The 22392-nt window shown below is 60.5% G+C and carries 11 protein-coding genes; 3 read left to right on the plus strand and 8 right to left on the minus strand.

The annotated features are described in order from the left end of the window. Positions 1-56: 56 nt before the first annotated feature. Positions 57-1511, minus strand: a complete 1455-nt coding sequence (locus tag PW792_16125; GenBank protein MDE1163452.1) for a zinc dependent phospholipase C family protein — start codon at positions 1509-1511, stop codon at positions 57-59. Between the two features lie 17 nt (positions 1512-1528). On the opposite strand from PW792_16125, the gene PW792_16130 reads away from it, so the two are divergent. After that, positions 1529-2257, plus strand: coding sequence for a YceH family protein (locus PW792_16130; GenBank protein ID MDE1163453.1), 729 nt, complete (start codon positions 1529-1531; stop codon positions 2255-2257). Between the two features lie 136 nt (positions 2258-2393). Here the strand turns inward: PW792_16130 and PW792_16135 are convergent, their stop codons facing one another. Then, complete coding sequence (locus tag PW792_16135) at positions 2394-3041, minus strand: OmpH family outer membrane protein (protein MDE1163454.1); 648 nt, start codon at positions 3039-3041, stop codon at positions 2394-2396. A gap of 1218 nt (positions 3042-4259) precedes the next feature. On the opposite strand from PW792_16135, the gene PW792_16140 reads away from it, so the two are divergent. Beyond that, complete coding sequence (locus PW792_16140) at positions 4260-5444, plus strand: response regulator (protein ID MDE1163455.1); 1185 nt, start codon at positions 4260-4262, stop codon at positions 5442-5444. 232 nt (positions 5445-5676) lie between these two features. Here the strand turns inward: PW792_16140 and PW792_16145 are convergent, their stop codons facing one another. Further along, positions 5677-7929, minus strand: a complete 2253-nt coding sequence (locus PW792_16145) for an FAD-dependent oxidoreductase (GenBank protein MDE1163456.1) — start codon at positions 7927-7929, stop codon at positions 5677-5679. 121 nt (positions 7930-8050) lie between these two features. Between PW792_16145 and PW792_16150 the strand changes: the two genes are divergently transcribed. Further along, the gene (locus tag PW792_16150; GenBank protein MDE1163457.1) at positions 8051-10912 is read left to right on the plus strand and encodes a pitrilysin family protein; all 2862 of its coding nucleotides are present in this window, start codon (positions 8051-8053) and stop codon (positions 10910-10912) included. Positions 10913-11211: 299 nt separating this feature from the next. Here the strand turns inward: PW792_16150 and PW792_16155 are convergent, their stop codons facing one another. From PW792_16155 to PW792_16175, 5 genes are read right to left on the minus strand one after another with little or no spacing between them, the layout of a single operon-like run. Beyond that, positions 11212-12303, minus strand: coding sequence for an ACP S-malonyltransferase (locus tag PW792_16155; GenBank protein MDE1163458.1), 1092 nt, complete (start codon positions 12301-12303; stop codon positions 11212-11214). Positions 12304-12332: 29 nt separating this feature from the next. Then, entirely contained in the window at positions 12333-13856 is a 1524-nt protein-coding gene (locus tag PW792_16160; GenBank protein MDE1163459.1) for a hypothetical protein, read from the minus strand. Positions 13857-13907: 51 nt separating this feature from the next. Beyond that, complete coding sequence (locus tag PW792_16165) at positions 13908-17477, minus strand: efflux RND transporter permease subunit (protein ID MDE1163460.1); 3570 nt, start codon at positions 17475-17477, stop codon at positions 13908-13910. Between the two features lie 45 nt (positions 17478-17522). After that, complete coding sequence (locus PW792_16170; protein ID MDE1163461.1) at positions 17523-20750, minus strand: efflux RND transporter permease subunit; 3228 nt, start codon at positions 20748-20750, stop codon at positions 17523-17525. Beyond that, complete coding sequence (locus PW792_16175; protein MDE1163462.1) at positions 20750-22249, minus strand: efflux RND transporter periplasmic adaptor subunit; 1500 nt, start codon at positions 22247-22249, stop codon at positions 20750-20752. Before PW792_16175 ends, PW792_16170 begins: the two co-directional genes overlap by 1 nt. Positions 22250-22392: the final 143 nt, after the last annotated feature.

The raw sequence follows: 22392 nt of genomic DNA on the forward strand, positions 1-22392 counted from the left end.
AGATGATACTCCGGCAGCCGAGGGTGCGGAAAGTCTCTTTTCGCACCCCGCCAAGGCTAATTGCCTGAAAAATCATCGTTGTCGCCCTTTCCGTACGTCGGATACGGCACCGGATCGGGGTTGGTTGGCATCGCACGCAGCACGACCAGGTCCATCAGAACGGCATCCCACTGACCAGCGTGCCGCTTGGACTCGTAGGGCAGCTCCAGATTCGCGTAATAGGCCAGAATGTCGCGCTTGATGCCCGGCGGAATTGGCTGCTTCGGTTGCTGGACCAGTCTGTGCAGCAGCCGCGCATACGTCAGGTCGGTCAGCGGATACCCCGCTGGCTTCACCTCTCGCCCGGTATCCAGGTCGCGGTTCGCCAGCGGATGCAGCGGGTCGCGTGCGCCGCGAATCACCACCTGACTCGCCCCAGGAAGCTCCGGCACCGCGTTCGAGCTCTGCGGATCGCGCTTACTGTCCTCCGCCGCCGCCACCTCCGCACTTGGCCGTGTCGCCGGGGGTGGAGTAAACCGCTGCAGCACTCGGTCAAGGACCTTCGCCGACATCATCACCGAGTGCGCGTACTCGCGCTGCGTCTCCGCCGTCGGCCCCTTCACCGCCACCAGCTTGATCGGCCCAACCTTTGGCAGAATCCAAAGCAAGCCCGCCAGCGAGTACGTTCCTATCCCCGCCGACTTGCGGTACTCGTCCCAATGATTGCGCTGCGCAACCTCTGCCATGCGTGCAGAAAGTGCGGCCACATCAGGATCGTTCACGGCGTCCGGCACCTCGTGGCTTCGCTTCAGAATCGTCACCGCATAGGCGATGCGCGGGATGAACTTCCGCGTCGCAAAGCGGTAGGTGCTCACGTTGATGCGGGAGTGCTTGCGGTCGGTAAAGTCCTCCCGCAGGCCATAAGTCTGGTAGAACGCCAGTGCCAGCTGCCGTGTCGGAACCGCAAGCCCCACATGCCGCAGATAATGCACCGGCGCAAAGCGGTGCATCGCAATTTCGTGGATGTCGAAGCCGAACTCGGTCTGCACATGCTCGTGCGCGCCCTGCGAGTAGTTCACACTCTTGCCGTACCGCGCAGCCAGCTTTGGGAACTCCACGGGAACAGCCAGATTCGTTGCCATCGGATGCCCGATGTTGTCGCCGATGTAGTGCGAGAGCGCACCCACCGCAAACGCCAGCTCATCGGCATTGCCCGCGTTACGAAACAGGTTCACGACGAAATCGCCGGAGCGCACATAGTGCGTCAGGTTGGAGAAGTTCGCATCGCCAAACGGGTAGTAGCCGATGTCCTGGATCACGCAGCCGCCATAGGCGTAGGCGCGCGCGTGCTCCACCTGCTCATCGGTCAGCGTAGGGTAACGGCTGCGCAGCAGCGGCACCACAGAACTCTGCCACGTCAGGTCGATCAACTGTTCATGCGTCTGCAGCGAGTACGCCTCTGACACATGCGGACATGCCGCCGCGCACAACAGCACAGCAGCAGCGGTTCGGACAAACAGACTCAAACGCATAGGTGACAAAAGCTTGGATGCAGATTCTTCGTCACTCACCGTATCGCAATCTGCAACACTTCGGCGCGGCAGGTAGCATAGGAGCCATCATGCTGAACCTTAGTCCCATCGAGCTTCGCGTCCTTGGCTCCCTCATCGAGAAGGAAATCACGACGCCCGAGTACTATCCGCTGAGTCTGAACGCGCTGGTCAACGCCTGCAACCAGAAGTCCAGCCGCGATCCGGTCATGGAACTCACCGAAGCCGACGTCCGCACCGCGCTCTTCGACCTCGAGCAGCTCGGCTTCGTCCGCGTTCTGAATGAAACACGCTCGACCAAGTTCGAGCACCTCGCGTACCACAAGCTCGATCTGCGCCGCCCGGAGATCGCCATTACCGGCCTGCTGCTGCTGCGCGGCCCGCAAACGCCTGCAGAACTGCGCACCCGCGCAGAACGCCTGTTCAGCTTTGAAGACACAACCGCCGTCGCCGACGCTCTCACGCGGCTGGCAGGGCGCGAAACGCCGCTTGCCATTCAACTCGCACGACAGCCGGGGTCGCGTGAAGCACGATGGATGCACCTGCTCGGTGGCCCTGTCGATGTCTCCGCCAGCGCAGCGACCCCATCTCATCCCACCGCCAGCGCCCCACAGGACGACTCGCGCATCGCCGCCCTTGAAGCCGTGATCGTCTCACTCACCGAGCGCGTGCAGGTTCTGGAGCAGCAGATAGCAGGAGCAGAAGAGCAGGAGAAGCTAGGCGAGTAGGAAAGGCTAGGCGAGTAGGAAAGTAGGCGCAGAGCTATGCTCCTCCAGCCTGCTCCCTACTTCCTACTCCCTTGCAGACAGCAAAACAGCGGGGACCCGGTACCGGGTCCCCGCTGTTTTGCTGTCTGTGAAAGAGTTACTTCTTCGGTGCGGTGGTGTGCGTTGCCGGGCGGTGAACTGCCGGAGCAGACGGCGGCGGAGCAGCGATGCCCGAAGCCGAGTTATACGCGACCACAACAGCCTGCGTGATGTCCGTCTTCTCGGAGAACCACAGAACCGGGTTCGGGCTCTGCTGGTTGCCACCGACGTTGATCATCATCGTGAAGCCGTTTTCCTGGGCATACTTCACAGCTGTCGCGCCAACCTTCTGCGAGATCTTGCCGAGAGCTTCCTGGATATCACCCTGGTAAGCGTTCTGAGCGTCTTCTGCGTCACGCTGCAGCTGCTTTTCCTTGGTGTCGATGGTCTTCACGCGGTTCGCGCGATCGTCATCGGGAGCGCCAGCCGGAAGAGCCTGGAGCTGCTTCTTCAACGAGTCCACTTCAGAAGCCAGAGCGTCGATCTGAGCCTTCTTCGGCTCATACTTCTTCTGGATATCGGCGAATGCCTTCTGGCCTTCGTTGGTCGCAACGACTGCCTGTTCAAAGGCAATAACAGCGACCTTGGCCGGAACGGCTTCGGGCTTGACGGCAGCCGCTGGGGCAGGAGCGGCAGGAGCCTGGGCCACGGCATAAGAGGAGGTAACAAGGCCGGCGGCCAATGCAAAAACAAGCTTGCGGTTCATTTGGATTCTGTTGCTCCTTGAGTTCGCTTCTCGGACGGGGAGGTAGTGACGGCCGTGATCAGCATTTCGCCGCGTAACGCCCGTTAGCTTCCTCCGCAAACATTGTTGCGGAATGGGCGCGAGACCTCGAAACGGCTAGGCAGATTATAGGTTCCACTTTTCCGCAGGGTCAATGACCTCGAACCGTGATCTGCACCTCTAAACCGTCCTTTTTCCAAGAAAATTACGCAGTAGCCTCCTGCAAGACGTTCAAATATCCCGAAATCTGTACCTGAAAGCTTCCAATTTTCAAAATCTCATCGTTCCAGCAGCCATCCTCCGCCGATAACCCCATTATTTTCAAGCAATCGCATTCTTTCCCGGTTTGGTACGGGGATTGCTCTATAGAAAAGTGTTCGTAGTCAGGCGTCACCGTCCGGCATATAGCGAATGAGTTCTCAATCGGGATCATGAGACGCACCCACCGAGGTCGCGCCACCCAGCCGAGACTCTAGTTTCCCGCCACACGCGAGAGACACCTTATGGAGGCCAGTGACTGGCCAATAGCTGAGGGCCATCTTCCGGGGAGGGAAGATGGCCTTTATGCTTTCTTGTCGACGATGCAAGGAGTTCTTGCACACCCGGCAAGGCTGGCGTACACTCGAATCGTTCGCGGTGTCACGCACTGCAGAGTGGTCGAACGTTCGACTGAACGAAATCACTCAACAGCGAAACGCCAGGCGGATAAAGTCGGCAGGACGCACAGGAAGAACGCCGAAAGGGTTCAAACGTGGGGCGAGACTACCGTCGCAAGTCCGCCACAGACAATTAGATTTCCCGAAAGATTCCAAACTAAGATGTTTCTTCGCAAGGTTGCGCTGTTTGCCCAAAGGGCATTCCGTCCGCAACTCCGAAGCAGAGAAGCTGGCAAGGTGGGGATGGGAAAACGCCACAGGGGCTTCAACAGACCTAGAGCGTAACTGCAGCACACTCCGTTGCACCGTGAAGGTGAAACGGGCCGGTAGCAAAGGTTGAGGAGCTCGATTCCGAAACCGAAACCGGCAACAATGATGGGCCAGCTGTTGTACCGAGTAAACGCTTGAAGCAAACGCAATTCCGAGATCGGGAACTTCGGTTCGTGGAGCCGTCACAGCATATCTGCTGCGACAGGCGCCAGTTCGCGAACGCACTGGTCTTATGCTTTGACCTCGGCACACAGCATAAGGAAAGCACAGCATCATGTCAGAGCAGAACCTGGTAGACGCCGCACAGATGGCCTTTGCGGACGATTTCGGTGGGGACTTCGACTCCGCCGGCGATAACGACTTTGAGTCAGGCACAGGGCCGGACGGTCAACCCGCCCCGGGCATGGGCCAGAGCAAGAGCTCTCGCCGCCGCCGCCGTAAGCGCAAGAGCAAGGTAGACGGTGCGCCGGCTGGAGAAGGCTCGTCCGAAAACGCTGGCGACATCGCGGCCAGCGCCGCTCCGCAGACGATCGTCATGGAAGGCGAGAGCCTGGCGCTCTCCAGCCCGGCCCCTGCTGCTGCAGGCGGCGAACGTCAGCCCCAGCAGCGTCGTAACAGCAATAATGGCCAGGGGCAGAGCCAGCCGCAGGGACAGGGCGCTCCGCAGGGCGAAAAGCGCTGGAAGAAGAAGTTCCGCGACCGCGAGCGTCGCCCGCGCAACGAGAACCCCGGCAATAACACCCGCAGCGATAGCAACAACAATAGCGGCGGCGGTGAGCGCCCGCGCAGCTTTGGCGGCGGACGTCCGGATAACTTCGGCAACCTCGCCAGCGGTGGCTTCAAGCGCAAGGGACAGAAGCAGGGTGGACAGAAGGAACGCGGCTTTGTGGGTCCCATGGACCACAGCTACCGCGACGCTTCGGTCGACTTCAATGGCGTGCCTCCTTCGACGATCAACCTGAACGGCGGACGTCGTCATAGCGGTGGTCGTCACCACGGCGACTCGCAGCCGATTGACTACAACATGCCGCGTCCCATTCCGATCCCGGAAGACGCACAGACACATATCTACTTCTTCATCGAAGAGCTGTTCTTCATCGCCAAGATCCAGGAGTCGGCAAAGAAGCTGGGCGTAAAGATCTCGTTCCTCAAGAACGAGAAGGAATCGATCGAGCAGCTGACGAGCGGTGCGGAAGAGAACAAACCTGCGCTGATTGTTTTCGATCTGAACAACGCCAACGCCAAGCCGCTGACCACGATCCCCAAGCTGAAGACCAAGCTGAAGCGCGGAACCTCTATCGTCGGCTTCCTTTCGCACCTGCAGGGCGACCTGAAGGCCAAGGCGATGGAAGCGGGATGCGATGTAGTGATGCCGCGCGCAGCGTTCTCGCAGAACCTTCCGAACCTTCTTCGCCGCTATGGCGCGGAAGAAGAGGACGAGATTAACTACAACTACTAGAGCGTAGAGAGTAGAGCGTAAAAAGAGCCGGACAGCTTATGCTGTCCGGCTCTTTTCGTTTGGCCCATCCTTGATCGGCCGACTCGATGTGATGGATAAAGAGGGTTCCGCGGAGACATTGCAGTTAGGCAATTGGTACTTTTCCTGCACGAGAAAATAGTGAACCAAGAGAGTAAACACCTGGCTCAAGCGCTACTTTAGGGTTTACTGATGCAGCAATACGACTGCAGCCTTAGGCGATGCGCCGGGAGGCGTCTTTGCCCCAGATTTCGAGGAAACACTGGATGAGAGCTACTGCCGCAGGGGTGACACCGGCCATGCGGCTGGCCTGACCGAGTGTGGCTGGGCGCACACGAGTGAGCTTTTCGACCATCTCCTTCGAGAGGCCTGAAACCTTGCTGTACTCGAACCATGTCGGGATGGCGCGGTCTTCGTCGCGGCGGAGGCGGTCCATGGAGCGCTGCTGCTGCGAGAGGTAACCAGCGAACTTGATGCCGGTTTCAACGGTCTTCATCTCGTTGCGAACCCATGCCGGAAGAGCGGGAGCCGAGTGGCTAAGGTGTGTGGCCTCGATGGCGTTCGTCCAGGGCTCGAAAGCAGCAACCGACTTCATGCGGTCGAGCAGGAGCGGGACGAGCATTTCGATGGTGATAGCGGGACGCTTGAGGAGCTGAGAGAAGCTTTCGCCACGGGTAAAGGTGCCCGGGTCAGCCGCACCTTCAGTGTCAAAGTGCGTCTGCAGTCGGGCAACTTCCTCTTCGTTAAGGCGGGCTTTTTCGAGCAGCGCGAGGAACGCGGCAGCGCGGGCCTGCTTGGCTTCGAACTGTGCCCAGGCTGCGTCGTCGATGAGGCCGAGAGCACGGCCGTGTGCCGTGAGGCGAACATCGGCGTTGTCGATGCGGAGGTGCAGGCGAAACTCGGCACGCGAGGTGAACATGCGGTATGGCTCGTCGGTACCCTTGCTAATGAGGTCGTCGATGAGGATGCCGGTGTAGGCTTCGGTGCGGTCGAGGGTGAAGGACGAGGGGGTAGGGTTTAGGGGGTAGGGTGTAGCGTGTAGCGAATCAGCAGTGGATGGCGTATCTGCCACAGAAGCCAAAGAGTCTTCTACACCCTCTCCCCTAAACCCTGCACCCTCGTTTGCCTCAGCAACGCTCTTCGCATACAGCGCAGCGTTGATGCCCGCCATCAGGCCCTGGCACGCGGCTTCTTCGTAGCCGCTGGTGCCGTTGATCTGCCCGCCGAGGTAGAGGCCTTCATAGGCCTTTACCTTCAAGGTGCGATCGAGTTCGGTTGGGTCGATCGCGTCGTACTCGATCGCGTACCCGGGGCGCAGCATTTCGGCGTTTTCGAGCCCCGGGATGCTGCGCACCATGGCCATCTGCACGTCCATGGGCAGCGACGTGCTCATGCCGTTGACGTAGACCTCATGCGTTGTGAGTCCTTCGGGTTCGAGGAAGAACTGGTGCTGCGCCTTGTCCGGAAAGCGGACGATCTTGTCTTCAATCGACGGGCAGTAGCGCGGGCCGATGCCTTCGATCTGCCCGGTGTACATGGGCGAACGGTGCACGTTTTCACGGATCAATCGCAGCGTTTCGGGCGTCGTTGTCGCGATGTGACAGGATATCTGGCGCAATGGCGGCTGCCATTGAGACGAGGGCGCAGAGTGAAGAGCGTAGTGGGTAGAAGGCGCATCCTCGCCATCGCCCACCTCGGAGCCTGACACCTGCTGCAGGGCTGCCAGACTGCGGAAGCTGAAGGGGGTGGGGTCTGCGTCGCCGGGCTGCTCTTCGAAGCGCTCCCAGGCGATGGTGCGGCCGTCGAGGCGCGGTGGTGTGCCGGTCTTAAGACGAGTTTCGCGCAGGCCGAGCTTCTTCAGATTTTCGCCGAGCAGCACGCTGGCTGGCTCACCCGAGCGTCCGGCGGTGTACTGCTGCTCGCCACAGTGGATGAGGCCGTTGAGGAAGGTGCCCGTGGTGACGACAACGGCCTTGGCCTGAATGGTGCGGCCATCGCGGAGGAGGACACCAGTGATACGGGGTAAAGCAGGGTTTAGGGCGTCCAGCCCCTCGGCAGCCTCAGAGGAATCGTGTTCGATCACCAGATCGACCACCTCACCCTGCTTGATGAAGAGATTGGGAATGGACTCGAGCATCTCCCGCATCTTTACGCGGTAAAGAGCCTTGTCGCATTGCGCGCGGGGGCTCCAGACCGCAGGGCCGCGAGAGGTATTGAGCAGGCGGAACTGGATGCCGCAAGCATCAGCCACTTCGCCCATAATGCCGCCAAGTGCGTCGATCTCGCGAACGAGATGACCCTTGGCGACGCCCCCAATGGCAGGATTGCAGGACATCTGCGCGATAAGGTCTAGGTTCAACGTAAACATGGCCGTGCGGAGGCCCATGCGCGCAGAGGCGGCAGCGGCCTCACAGCCGGCGTGCCCTGCGCCCACCACCAAAACATCGAACTTTTCAATAAATGCCATCGTATACAGAACCATCAACTATTCTAGTTGCCACACAGACCTTTGCGTCAGGCCGTTGCACGAAGTGTGCCCGGTTGGACGTTGGCAACTCATCGCCGAGTACTCAGGAGACTTCACTCACATGCATCGTTTGCATAAGAGCCTTACCGCCGCAACACTGGTTGCGGGACTGGCCGCTGGTTCTGCCGCGCAAGCGCAGGCCGCGAAGAGCACCACTCACCCTGCCGCTCATGCCGCCGTCGCCAGCAAGCTGCCGACGATTAAGTATGAGACCTACACACTGCCCAACGGGTTGAAGGTGATCACGCATGAAGATCATCGCCTTCCGCTGGTGGCTGTCGATCTCTGGTATCACGTTGGCCCGCTGAACGAGAAGGCTGGACGCACAGGCTTCGCGCATCTCTTCGAGCACATGATGTTCGAAGGCTCAGAGCACGTTGGCGAGAAGATGCACATCAAGACGGTGGACGCAGCGGGCGCCACCGACGTAAACGGCACCACCAACTGGGACCGCACAAACTACTTCGAAACGCTGCCTGCGAACCAGCTTGAGCTGGGCCTGTGGCTTGAGTCCGACCGTATGGGCTTCCTGATGGAAGGCCTGAACCGCGAGCTGCTCGCGAACCAGCGCGATGTGGTCCGTAACGAGCGTCGCCAGCATGAGGGCACGCCGTACTCGCTGGGCGAGGAAGAGATGGTGCACCAGCTCTTTCCGAAGGACCACCCCTACTACGGCGTCGTAATCGGCTCGCACGCGGATGTTGAAGCTGCGCGCATTGCGGACATTCGCGACTTCCACCAGCAGTACTACACGCCGAACAATGCTTCGATTGCGATTGCGGGCGACTTCGATCCGGTGAAGCTGAAGGCATTGCTGACGAAGTACTTTGGACCGATTCCCAAGGGCCCTACGGTACCGCCGGTACATGTAGTGACGCCGCCGATCACGGCACAGCGTCGCTCAACCGTGACAGACACGGTGCAGCTCCCGCAGTTGAATATCGGCTGGCTGACGCCCCCGGTGTTTGCAGCAGACTCGTACTCCCTGGCTGTAGCTGTCGATGCACTGGGAGAGGCGAAGGTGAGCCGCCTGGATAAGGCGCTGGTCTACGATCGCCAGCTTGCACAGAGCGTGACCTGCGATAACGATGCGGAGAAACTTGCAGGCATGACGGGATGCTCAATCACAGCACGCCCGGGCGTGAAGCTCGAAGAGATTGAGCCGATCGTGTGGGACGTGATCAAGAAGCTCGACGAAGAGGGCCCTACCGAAGCAGAGGTGAAGGCGGCGAAGGCGAAGGCCCTCTCCGGCAAGATCATCGGCTTGCAGCGTCTGGGTGGCTTTGGTGGAGTAGCCGACACACTGAACCGCTACAACCAGTACATGGGCGATCCGGACTATCTGCCCAAGGACGTGGCCGCGATGAACGCGGTGACGGTGACTTCGGCAAAGGCTGCGGCGCAGAAGTATCTGACCGCGGACAAGGCAGTCGTGGTCTCTGTTGTGCCCGGCAAGAAGGTAGTGGACGATGTTCCCCGTTCGCCAGCGGACACCGATGCCGATGTGAAGATCACCAACCCCTACACGCCGCAGTTCGAGGCAGCGCAGGAGTGGCGTAAGACGAAGCCCGCTCCGGGTGCTCCGGTGAAGTTCAACCTGCCGGTGCCGAAGACGTTCACGATGGAGAACGGGCTGCAAGTGATGGTGGTGGAAGACCACACACTGCCGGTGGTTTCCGTGTCTCTCTCCACGCGCGCTGGCAACGGCGCAACGACGATCGACAAAGCCGGGCTGCCTGCGCTGGCGATGAAAACTCTGACGGAAGCTACAACCTCGAAGAACGTCGAGCAGCTTTCAGCAGCGGAAGAGGAGATCGGCACGAGCATTCACGCAACCACGGTGATGGATGGATCGAGCGTAAGCACGACGTTTCTGAAGAGCAGCACGGCGGAAGCTCTGCCGCTCTTCAGCGATGTGGTGATGCATCCGGCGTTTGCGCAGAAGGACTTTGACCGCCTGAAGAAGCAGACGCTGGTCGGCATCCAGCAGTCTTCGGACAACGTCATGGCGATGGCGCAGCGCGTTGGCCCGAAGCTCGTCTTCGGCGACACGGCGTACGGTATGCCCGCAACCGGCACACCGCTCAGCGTGACAAAGCTGACGCAGGATGAGCTGCCAAAGTGGTACACGACGCACATCGGGCCATCGAACTCGGCGCTGGTCTTCACCGGCGACGTGACGATGGTGGAGGCAAAGAAGCTGGCCGAGAAGTACCTGGGAAGCTGGGCAAACAAGCCTTCTGCCGGTACTGTGCTGGCGACGAACCCCACGATGAAGCCGACGTATATCGCGATCCTCGACAAACCCGGTGCACCGCAGACAGGTCTGCTTGCGTTTGGTGTTGGTATCCCGATCAGCTCGCCGGAGATGCCGACCGTTGAGGTGATGAACTACATCCTCGGCGGCTCGTTCGGTTCGCGCATCAACATGAATCTGCGCGAAGTACACGGCTATACCTACGGTGCGTCGTCGGGCTATCGCGGCTACGCGGACGGCGGCATGTTCCTGGCGGGTGGATTGATCCGCACGGACGCGACCGCAGCAGCCACCAAGGAGATGATGGGCGAGCTCACCCGCTTCCCCACCGCTCTGGTGACCGATGTGGAGCTGAACAGCGCGAAGGATGCTCGCATTCAATCGCTGCCTGGGCAGTTTGAAACGACCGAAGCGACAGCAGCCGCGCTGCGCGGCATCTTCCTCTTCAAGCTTCCGATCGACTACTACGCCCAGCTTCCGGGCAAGTATCGCGCGGTGACGGCAGAGGATGTAAAGCATGCAGCGATGACGGACCTGCACCCGGACCAGCTTGTGATCGTGACCGCGGGCGACCGCTCGAAGATTGAGCAGTCACTGCGTGATGAAAAGCTCGGTGATGTGGTGGTGGTCGATCTTGCAGGCCAGCCGGTGACGGAGAAGAAGTAGGGTCTAGGGTCTAGGGTCTAGGGTCTAGGGTCTAGAAAAGCTAACGTCTCGCCACTCTTTCAAGTGGCGAGACGTTTTGTTTGTGGGCATTGGGCTATCGAAGGAAATGCAGAGTTGTGGAGGATGCCGGGGCTGAAGCCCCTTCTCACCAGGAGCAGGACGGTGGGCTAAAGCCCGCCTCTACTCCGTCAATAAGTGCCACCTGCGCGTGCCTACGTCGAGGCTCTGGAACCTTCGCTTTTGAGTCTTCCCTTAGCGCTTGAGTCTCGACTTTGAGCCCTGGAGCCTAAGCCCTGTCCTTACGCCGAAAGTGCGGCAAGAGCCTTCTCCAGGCTGGCCTTGTCTTCGATGTTGACCGTGGCGAGGGCGCGGTCGATCTGGCGGTTGAGGCCGGTGAGCACCTTACCAGGGCCGACTTCGAGGTAGTTTGTCACGCCGGAGTTCCGTAGCAGGTTGATGCACTCAACCCAGCGCACCGCGCCGGTGACCTGGCGGATGAGCGCGTCGCGGGCGTCCGCTCCACGGCGAACGAGGCGGGCGTCGACGTTAGAAACAACAGGGATGGTCGAGTCCTGGAACGCAACCGACTCAAGCTGGTTCGCGAGGCGTTCCTGAGCGGGCTGCATGAGCGCGCAGTGGAACGGAGCGCTGACGGAGAGCATCACGGTGCGCGAAGCACCGGCTTCCTTCAGGCGTTCTACAGCGACTTCCACCGCGCTCTTTTCGCCAGAGATCACGGTCTGGTTGGGCGAGTTGAGGTTTGCCGGGGCGACCACCGTGCTGACGCGTGAGGCAGCCTGCGCAGGTGTTACGTCCACGGAGTCGTCCTTCATCTGCGAGACGACAGCTTCGCTTTGCTCTGCGGGATCGGAGGGATTAGCTGGCGGGTTCTGCGTAAGTTCGTCCGAGACAGCGGCGCAAATATCGTTGATGCGCTCCGGGTCGAGGCCAAGCACAGCGGCCATCGCGCCCAGGCCTGCAGGGACTGCGGACTGCATGAACTGGCCACGAGCACGGACGGTTCGGACGGCGTCCGCGAAGGAAAAGGTTCCGGCAGCAACGTGTGCGGAGTACTCACCGAGCGAGTGGCCGGCAGCGAACGCAGGCGCAAAGCCGAGTGCCTTCAACTGCGGCTCCAATACGCGCAACACGGCGATGGACATGGTGAGAATTGCAGGCTGCGTGTGCTCTGTCAGCTTCAGGTCCTCTTCGGGGCCGTCGAAGATCAGGCGGGAGAGCGGGAAGCCAAGCGCATCGTCGGCTTCTTCGAAAACAGCGCGTGCGGCGGGTTCACTCTCAAAAAACTCGCGGCCCATGCCGACGGTCTGCGATCCCTGTCCGGGAAAAAGAAGGGCAATCTGCTTCGGGGCGGTTACGATTTCTTCGCTCATCAGGCTTAAGAGTATCCTGCGCGGCAGGGCTATTCCAGCGGCGCGGTTGAGAAGCTGGACTCGGCTTTCGCCGTGACCAGCCTGTAGAGCGCGAAGTCGCGCGAGGTATTCGCACGGCGCTCAAACAACAAGCTGGCGCGATGCGATCCATCTGCATCGACCACATCAATGAAACGCATCCACGGCGCACGGTTCAGATGCGCCGAATCAGTTACCTGCGCGAGCGAGACCTGCACGTTGCCTTCAGGTAGGCGCTGCGCCACGATCGCCACGCGAGCGGTCACGACGGTGCCGTCCTTAGCCATCGCGACCGGTGCGCTGGCGGTATAGACAAATGTGGGCAGACCACCGTAGCTAAGGTTGAAGGCGTGCAGCTCTTCATTCGCAAAGGTGAGCGTCACGACAGGCGCCGCTTGAGCTTTATGCGACGACTTCGCCTTGCCAGCCTTCGATTTCGTTGGCGTTTTGGGAGCTGCGGCTGGCGAAGTGGCAAGCGCAGCTTTGTGTGTCGCGGTGTCCACGCCCTGCGGGGTACGCTGCAGCTTCGGTGGAGCTCCACTGTCGTCGCTGGAAGCTACAGGCACAGCCGTTTCTTCGGTCAGAAGCGTAGGAGTGGCCGTGGCTTTGGCAGGAACAAGAGCGTTGGCCGCGAGGTACGCCTTGACTCGCTCTGCAGCGAGCGCACGCATGGCGTCCAGCGTCTGCTCGCGCTCCACAGAAGAACTCCAGCCGCGCGTGAAGATGTGCTGCGGGCGGTTGCCGGGATCAGAGACGGCAACCGCCTGGTGCATGTCGGCGGGCAGGCCTGTGAGCATGTCTGGCTCATCGCTGGCTTTCTTGCCGTGGCTCAACGTAGGGCGGTCGGGGTCGTCGTTCAGGTTGCCGTAGCCCGTGACGTAGCCCTGCGGCTTCTGCTTCTTTTCTTTCTTCTTCTTGTCGTCGTCGACGGATTCGGCACGGCGTGCGAGCGTGGGACGCTCGGGGTCGTCAGCGTCGTTGCTGGTGGGATGAGCGCGACGGTTCATCGTCGGCTTATCGCTATCGTCGGCCTGCGCGGGACGCTTGGTCACGAAGTGCGGCTCGGAGTCGTCATCGTCGGCCGAACTGTCAATCCTGGCGGGCAGCTTTGAAGGTTTCAGCTTCTTCAGCTTTTCCGGCGCGGGAGGATGAAAGTCGCCGTAACCGTACCAACTGCCTGCTCCTGTCTCCACATCCCCCGGCCCTGCAGTGGTGAGCTTGCGAGCGTTCTTCAGCTCCAGCGTGCCTTCGGCATCGCCAGCCTTCTCCACCGAGTACAGATTGCCTGCAGCCAGCGCAAACGGCACAGGACGCGAGAGATAGGTGCCACCGTCTTCAAGCTCGTCGTTGATGAATACAGTGACGGGCACCAGACGCACAGCCTTGGGCTTGTCGAGCGGGCCAGTCCACTCGTAGACAGAAACGGCGCGCGTGACGTCTTCCGGCTTGTCGACGTGATGCATCTGCGCCGCCGCAGAGAACGGCAGGACTGTGGCCGGGAGCAACAACACGAAGCTGCGAAGTTTCTGGCGCATGAGAACAAGGGTAGCCGCGCATGGTTAGACGCGGCAAAACGCCATCAGGTTCTAGTCCCCCGCTGCCGGATGCGGCTCATGCCCTGCCGGACCGTGCGAGGAGGGCTTGCGACGCGGCAAACCGACGAAGTCCCAGAGCCACGAACGCCAGACTGGCAGCTTGAGGCGGACCCATTCAAACGCGAGGTAAACGACCGGCGTGGTGAAGAGAGTGAGGCACTGCGAGACGATGAGGCCACCGATGATGGTGACGCCCAGCGGCTGACGAAGCTCCGACCCTGTCCCCGTCCCCATAGCCAGCGGGATGGCGCCGAGCAGCGCGGCCATTGTGGTCATCATGATGGGACGGAAACGCAACAGGCAAGCCTCATAGATGGCTTCCTGCGGCGACTTGCCATGTTCGCGCTCGGCGACCAGCGCGAAGTCGATCATCATGATGGCGTTCTTCTTCACGATGCCGATCAAAAGGATAATGCCAATCATCGCGATGACGCTGAGGTCGATCTTGAAGAGCAGCAACGCCAGCAGAGCACCCACGCCCGCCGAAGGCAGGGTGGAGAGAATTGTCAGAGGATGGATGAAGCTTTCGTACAGGATGCCGAGCACGATATACACCGTGACCAGCGCGAGCAGGATCAGCAACGGCTCTGACGAGAAAGAGGCCTTGGCCGCCTGTGCGGTACCAGCAAATCCGCCGCGAATCGTTGACGGCATACCGATCTTCTGGCGGGCCGACTCAATCGCAATCGTCGCCTGGCCGAGCGAGTAGCCCGGTGTGAGGTTGAACGAGAGCGTCGCGGCCGGGGACATGCTCTGATGGTTGACGGCCAGCGGCATACGCGAGGTAGTGAGCTTGGTAACAGCCGACAGCGGCACCTGGGCGCCCGTCGAAGACTTGACGTAGATCGACTGCAACGCCTCAGGCGATTGCTGGAAGGGCTGCGCCACTTCAAGCACCACGTGGTACTGGTTGAGCGGACGATAGCTGGTCGAAACCTGACGCTGGCCGAATGCGTCGTTCAGCGTGGCGTCGATGGTCAGCGTGCTAACTCCAAGACGGGATGCCGTATCGCGGTCGATGGTGAGATAGCTCTCGAGGCCGTTGTCCTGCTGGTCGGTCGCGACGTCCTTCAGGCCTGGCAGTTTCTGCATGGCGGCCATCAACTGCGGCGCCCATGTGTCGAGCGTCGTCGTGTCCGGAGCAATCAGCGTGTACTGATACAGGGCCGCGGAAGAGCGGCCACCGACGCGAAGCTCCTGCGAACTCTGCATATAGAGCTGCGCACCAGCCATGTGCGAGGTCTTCGGACGGAGACGCTGGATGATCTTGTCAGCCGTCTCGCCTTCCTTCGCACGCTTCTCCGCGTCCTTCAGAATGATGAACATGCTCGCCGTGTTCGACGACGATCCGCCGGGACCACCGGCACCGGCAAACGCCAGCGTGTTTTCCACCTGTGGATCCTTGGCAACGATCTTCGCCACCTGTTGAATCTGGGCCTTCAGCGTATCGAAGCTCGTGTCCTGCTGGGCCTTCAACTGCCCCTGAATACGGCCTGTATCCTGCTCCGGGAAGAAGCCCTTGGGGACAAGGATGAAGAGGTAAATGTTCAGGAAGAACGTTACGACAAAGATGAAGAGCGTGAAGATCTTGTGGCGCAGTACCCACTGCAGGCCGCGCTCGTACTCGGCAGTAAGGCGAGCAAGATGGCGCTCGCCGGTGACGTAGAACCAACCCTTCTTCTGCTCGTCGTGAGACTTCAGGAACTTGGCCGAGAGCATCGGTGTGGTGGTGAGCGAGACGACCAGTGAAACGGCGATGGCCACCGAGAGTGTCACGGCAAACTCGCGGAAGAGGCGGCCGACGATACCCGGCATCATCAGGATCGGGATAAAGACCGCGATCAGCGAGATGGACATCGACATGACCGTGAAGCCGATCTCCTTGGAGCCGATCATGGCAGCTTCGAAAGGCTTCTTGCCCATCTCAAGATGGCGCATGATGTTTTCGATCACAACGATGGCATCGTCGACAACGAAGCCGGTCGAGATCGTAAGCGCCATCAGCGAGAGGTTATCCAGCGTGTAACCGAGCAGGTACATCACGCCGAAGGTGCCCAGCAGCGACAACGGCACGGAGATCGACGGGATAACAGTCGAGCGACCCTCGCGAAGGAAGACGAAGACCACAAGAACGACCAGCAGGATCGAGATGATCAGCGTGAACTCAACGTCCTTCAACGAGGCGCGGATGCTGAGCGTACGGTCGAGGACCACATCCAGCTTGATGTTCGGCGGAATAGATGCCTGCAGTTGCGGAAGGGTCTTCAGCACGTTATCGACGGTTTGAATAACGTTCGCACCGGGCGATTTGAAGACCACGACAAGGATGGCGGGCTTGCCGTTGAAGAGACCCATGGTGTGGATGTCTTCGACGTTGTCCTCGACCTGCGCGATATCGCGCAGGCGAACGACTCCGTGCTCGTTGGTAGCGCCGACATCAGTGATGGTGGAGGTGGCGAAGTTCTTGACTGCGGTACTGCTTGTCGTGCTGCTCGCCGTACTGGCGGCGCTGCTTGTCTTCGAGGTGGAAGTAGTGCTCGTGGTACTGCTGGTCGTGGCGCTGGAAACGGCTGAAGCGACAGAACTCGGCAGGCCGCTGGCCGCAGTGGCGTTCGAAACCGCGCCACGATTGGTGGCAATAATCAGCGGGGCATACGCGGCCGAACCATACAGTTGATCGGTCGTGGCAATGCGAGTACGCTGTCCGTTTTCCCCGTCGCCGTTGAGGTAACCCGTAGGCTTGAGCACGTTCACGGTGCTCATGGCGGTACGCACATCTTCGAGCGAGAGACCGAAGCTGGAGAGCATGTACGGGTTGGCTTCAATGCGGACTGCGGGTTTGGCCGAGCCACCCGTGAAGACCTGGCCGACACCGTCTACCTGTGCGATCTTCTGCGCGAGCACGGAGTCAGACGCGTCGTACATCTGCGCACGCGTAGCGTCGTCCGAGGTCAGCGCAAGAATGAGAATCGGAGAGTCGGCCGGGTTGATCTTGCGGTACGTCGGGTTCGAAGGCAGGTTGGCGGGAAGCTGTGCGCGGGCAGCGTTGATAGCAGCCTGGACGTCTCGCGCGGCACCGTTGATGTCGCGCGAAAGGTCGAACTGCAGAACGATGCTGGTGGACCCCGTGGAGGAGGACGAGGTCATTTCATTGATGCCCGCGATACGCGTGAACTGCCGCTCGAGCGGCGTCGCGATCGAGGAGGCCATCGTATTGGGGTCAGCACCAGGCAACGATGCGCCAACCGCAATGACCGGAAACTCCACCTGCGGCAGCGAAGAGACAGGCAGCAGGTTGTACGCTACGCTGCCGGCGATGAGGATCGCGATGGAGAGCAGGAACGTTGCGACAGGGCGCTGGATAAACGGTGCCGAAAAGTGAACGCCACCGATAGGCTCGCCAGATTCACCGAGCTCCTGCTGCGTGACGTGCGGCTCGTCAGGAGCCTGCTCGCCTGCACGTTCGTTCGCACCGCCATTGCCGTGCGCCTTGGCGTAGTCGCCGGGAAGCGGAGCATCGTGTGGGGTCTTGTCGCCGGGTTGGGGTTTTTCAAAGCTCATGCAGAAACCAGGGTTCGCTCACGTGTTGTCGTGGGCAGCGGGGGGTTAGTCCCCCGCTGCCGTTTGCGGATGTTCCGGACGATGCTGGCCACCGTGCGAGTGCTCGTACAGCTCTTCATCAGCCTTTGCCGTGCCGAGATACTTACGGCCGATGCGGTCAAAGAACAGGTACACAACCGGCGTGGTGAAGAGCGTAAGGATCTGCGAGATGATGAGGCCGCCGATGATCGAGATACCGAGCGGACGGCGAAGCTCCGAACCCGTACCCGAACCGAAGGCCAGTGGCACAGCGCCTAGCAATGCGGCCATCGTCGTCATCATGATGGGACGGAAGCGCAGCAGGCAGGCCTGATAGATCGCCTCTTCCGGCTCCATGCCCTGCTCACGCTCGGCCTCGAGCGCAAAATCGATCATCATGATGGCGTTCTTTTTCACGATGCCGATGAGCAGGATGATGCCAATCAACGCGATGACCGAAAGGTCCTCGTGGAAGAGCAGCAGCGCAAGGATGGCTCCGACGCCCGCCGAAGGCAGCGTGGAGAGAATCGTGACCGGATGAATGTAGCTTTCGTACAGCACGCCCAGCACGATGTACACCGTGATGAGCGCAGCAAGAATAAGGATCGGCTCGTTTGCGAGTGAGGCTTCAAACGCAGCAGCCGTTCCTTCAAACTGCGTCTGCACGCTGAGCGGAAGGTTCAACCCAGCGACAGCCTTGTTCACCGCCTTTACCGCTTCACCAATGCTCTTGCCATCGGCGAGGTTGAACGAGACAGTGTTAGCCGGAAACTGGCCCTGTCGGCCGATCGACAACGCCGCTGGCGAGGGCGATACGGTGATGAACGTAGAGAGCGGAACCTGCGTGCCGTTTGAACTCTTCACATACAGCTTGCTCAAAGCATCGTTCGTGCGCTGGAAGTTTGGAGCGACCTCCAGCACGACGTGGTACTGGTTGAGCTGCGTGAAGATGGTCGAGATCTGGCGCTGGCCGAAGGCATCGTCGAGCGTGTCGTCGATGTTCTGTGGCGTGATGCCGAGGCGCGAGGCCGTGTCACGATCGATAGTGATCTGCGTGCCGAGGCCGTTGATCTGCATGTCGCTGGCGACATCCTTCAACTCCGGCAACTTCTTCAACGCATCGACGATCTTGTCTGTCGCTGAAGAAAGCTCTGTCTGGCTGGGATCTTCGACCGAGTACTGATACTGCGTACGCGAGACTCGATCTTCTACCGTGAGATCCTGCGAGGCCTGCAGATACGTCTCAATGCCGGTGACAGCATTGGCCTTGCGTTGCAGGCGCGCGAGCACTGTCATGACGTCGTCGGAACGATGATCGCGGTCCTTCAAATCAATCTGAATGCGGCCCGAGTTCAGCGTCTGGTTGGTGCCGTCGATACCGATGAAGCTCGATAGGTTCACAACATCGGGGTCATCGAGCAGCGCCTTTGCCAGCGCCTGCTGCCGGGTAGACATCGCCGAGAAACTGGTTCCCTGGTCAGCCTGCGTAATGGCAACGATGACGCCGGTGTCCTGCACCGGGAAGAAGCCCTTGGGCACGATGATGTAGAGCACCACGGTAACGATGAACGTGGCGACGGTGACGGCCAACGTGAACTTCTGGTGCGCCAGAACCCACTTCACACCATGACCGTAGAGCTCGATGGTGCGCGTGAAGAACCGCTCCGACGCGTTGTAGAGCTTGCCACGTTCGCTCTCCGGCTTGTGCTTCAGCAGGCGGGCGGACATCATCGGCGTCAACGTGAGCGAGACGACGGCAGAGACGAGAATCGTCACCGAAAGCGTCACAGCAAACTCGCGGAAGAGGCGACCGACGATGTCTCCCATGAAGAGCAGCGGGATGAGCACGGCGATGAGCGAGACAGTCAGCGAGAGAATCGTAAAGCCGATCTGCTCGGAGCCCTTGAGCGCTGCCTCGAGAGGAGTGTCCCCCATCTCAAGGTAGCGATCAATGTTCTCAATCATCACGATGGCATCGTCGACGACGAAGCCGGTCGAGATGGTCAGCGCCATCAGCGACAGGTTGTCGAGCGAGTAGCCAAGCATGTACATCACGCAGAACGTGCCGACAATCGACAACGGTACCGCTACCGCCGGAATCACCGTCGCCGCGAACGAACGCAGGAAGAGGAAGATCACCATGACCACGAGCGCGATGGTGAGACACAGCTCAAACTTCACGTCCGACACCGAAGCGCGGATGGTGCTGGTTCGATCAGTGAGAACTTCCAGCTTCACACCCGGGGGCAACGAAGCCTGCAGCTTGGGCAGCAGAGCCTGAACACGATCGACGACGCCGATGATGTTCGCTCCGGGCTGACGCTGAATATTGAGCAGCACCGCAGGATCGAGCGAGGCCTTGGTCGCCGGAACGGTAACTTTATTGCCGAACTTGTCCTTGTCCGTGTGCTCTTCGACGGCAGCCTTCCCCGTCCATGCAGCCTGATACAGGTTCTCTGCACCATCGATGGAGTTCGCCACATCCTTCAACCGCACGGGAGCGCCGTTGCGATACGCGATGATGACGTTCTGGTAGTCGGTGGAGTTGAGCAGCTGATCGTTTGCGCCAATCGTGTAAGCCTGGCGGGGTCCGTTCAGCGAGCCCTTCGCCTGATCGATGCTCGTTTCAGCAATCGCCGTACGAATGTCTTCGAGTGAAAGGCCGTAGCTGGCCAGCGCCGTGGGGTTCGCCTGGATACGTACCGACGGCTTCTGTCCGCCAGCGATCGACACGAGACCGACGCCGGTGAGCTGCGAGATCTTCTGCGCCAGCACGGTATCGGCGAGATCTTCCACCTTGGATAGCGGCAGCGTGTTCGACGTCAGTGAAAGCGTGAGAATCGGTGCATCGGCCGGGTTCACCTTCGCATAGACCGGCGGGTTCGGCAGATCGGTAGGCAGGTAGCTGTTGGCGGCGTTGATGGCCGCCTGCACATCCTGCTGGGCGATGTCGATGGACTCAGAGAGCGAGAACTCCAGCGTGATGACGGAGCCGCCGCCGGAGGAGACGCTGGTCATCTGCTGCAGGCCGGGGATCTGGCCGAACTGGCGCTCGAGCGGCGAAGTGACCGAGTTCACCATCACCTCCGGGCTTGCGCCCGGATAGAAGGTCGTCACCTGAATAATCGGGTAATCCACCTCCGGCAACGCGCTGACCGGAAGCTGCATGTACGCTACTGCGCCCGCAAGCAAAATGGCCACCATTAACAACGTGGTGGCCACCGGCCGCAGAATAAATGGCCGTGAAGGGCTCACTAGTTCGATCCTCCGCCGTTTGCGCTACCGCTGGGCGTTGAGTTGACGGTCGAGCCGGGGCCAGACGCGTTATGCGCATGGCTCCCGCTCGAGGGTGTCGATGAGTCGGTAACGAGACCGCTGTTCCCCGTATCGGCAGCCGCTGCCGGCTTCGGCGAGGTCTTGGCAGCGAGAGGGGTGACATTCGCGCCGTCAACCAGCTTCTCCTGGCCGTCGATCACAACCTGCTGGCCCTGCTGAAGAACTCCGCTGGACAGGATCGACTGCGTGCCGATGACGAAGTCCACGTGCACCAGAACCTGATCCGCGTGGTACTTGGCAGCGCCGTCGTCCTTAGCCGTTTCGGTCGTGCCTGCAGCCTTCGCCGCACTGGCTGAGGGCTGGTTCTGCAGCTTGTCCTGAGGCGTCGGGCCGGAGTTCACCACGAAGATGTAATCGCCCTTCGTACCGCTCTCGATAGCCGCAGTCGGAATCACGGTCGCGTTCTGGCGCTCGTTCAGAATCAGGCGAACGTTGACGAACTGGTTGGCGAAGAGTTCGCTGTCCTTGTTGTCAAAGATTGCCTTCAACTTGGCCGTGCCCGTGGTGGTGTCAATCTGGTTGTCGATCGTCAGCAGCGTGCCGGCGGCGATCTTGTGGGAGTCAGCGCGGTCATACGCTTCGACGACCAGCTTGTTGCCGCCCTTCATCGCCTTCTGCACCAGCGAGAGCTGATCTTCCGGCAGGGTGAAGACAACGGCGATCGGGTGGATCTGCGTGATGACCACAAGGCCGGTCGTGCTGCTGGCCAGGACAAGGTTGCCGGGATCTACCTGGCGCAGACCAACCACACCGTCGATCGGCGAGTAGATGCGCGTGTAACCAAGGTTTACGCGGGCCGACTCGATAGCTGCGCGGTCCGCCTTCACCGTGCCTTCCGCCTGTCCAGCGGTGGAGACCTGCGTCTGCTGCGACTCCTTGGAGACGACACCAGCCTGATAGAGCGCCGAGTACCGCTGGGCCTCTGCCTGCGCGTACTTCAGGTTCGCTTCGTCCTTGGCCAGGGTGCCGATCGCCTGATCCAGCGTCGCCTGGTAGGGACGGGGGTCGATCTGCAACAGCAACTGCCCCTTCTTCACGGTCTGCCCTTCGCGGAAGTTCACCTGCAGCAACTGACCATCGACGCGCGAGTTCAGGGTGACAGTGTTGTAGGCCGTTACCGTTCCCAGCGCGCTCAGGAAGACAGGCACGGTCTTGAACTGCACCGGCACGGTCTGTACGGGGGTCGGGCGATTCGCAGCAGCTTCCGCCTTGGCAGCTTCCTTCTTAGTAGCAGCGTTATTGGAGTGAATGCGCCAGAAGATAACGCCGATGACGAGCAGAATAATCAGCAGCACAATCCAGAGACGCCCGCTGCCACCGTGGCGCGGAGTATCTTCCGTTGCGTGTGCCGGCAAAAGGTGACCGGGGTCCGTGACCGTGGGCTGCTGGTGGGTGGGGGTATTGTGCGCGTCGGGCATACGCCTGGGGGAACTCCTGCGGAAGATTCTTGCTTTGTGTTTCTTAGGACACTCTCTCGGACGCTGAAACGACGTCTGGGGTTTGCGCCCATGGCACACTTCACCCTATACGCCGAACCACTGGCAAGCCAATACGTCGGAGA

The sequence above is a fragment of the Acidobacteriaceae bacterium genome (genome assembly GCA_028283655.1).
Taxonomy (GTDB): Bacteria; Acidobacteriota; Terriglobia; order Terriglobales; family Acidobacteriaceae; genus Granulicella.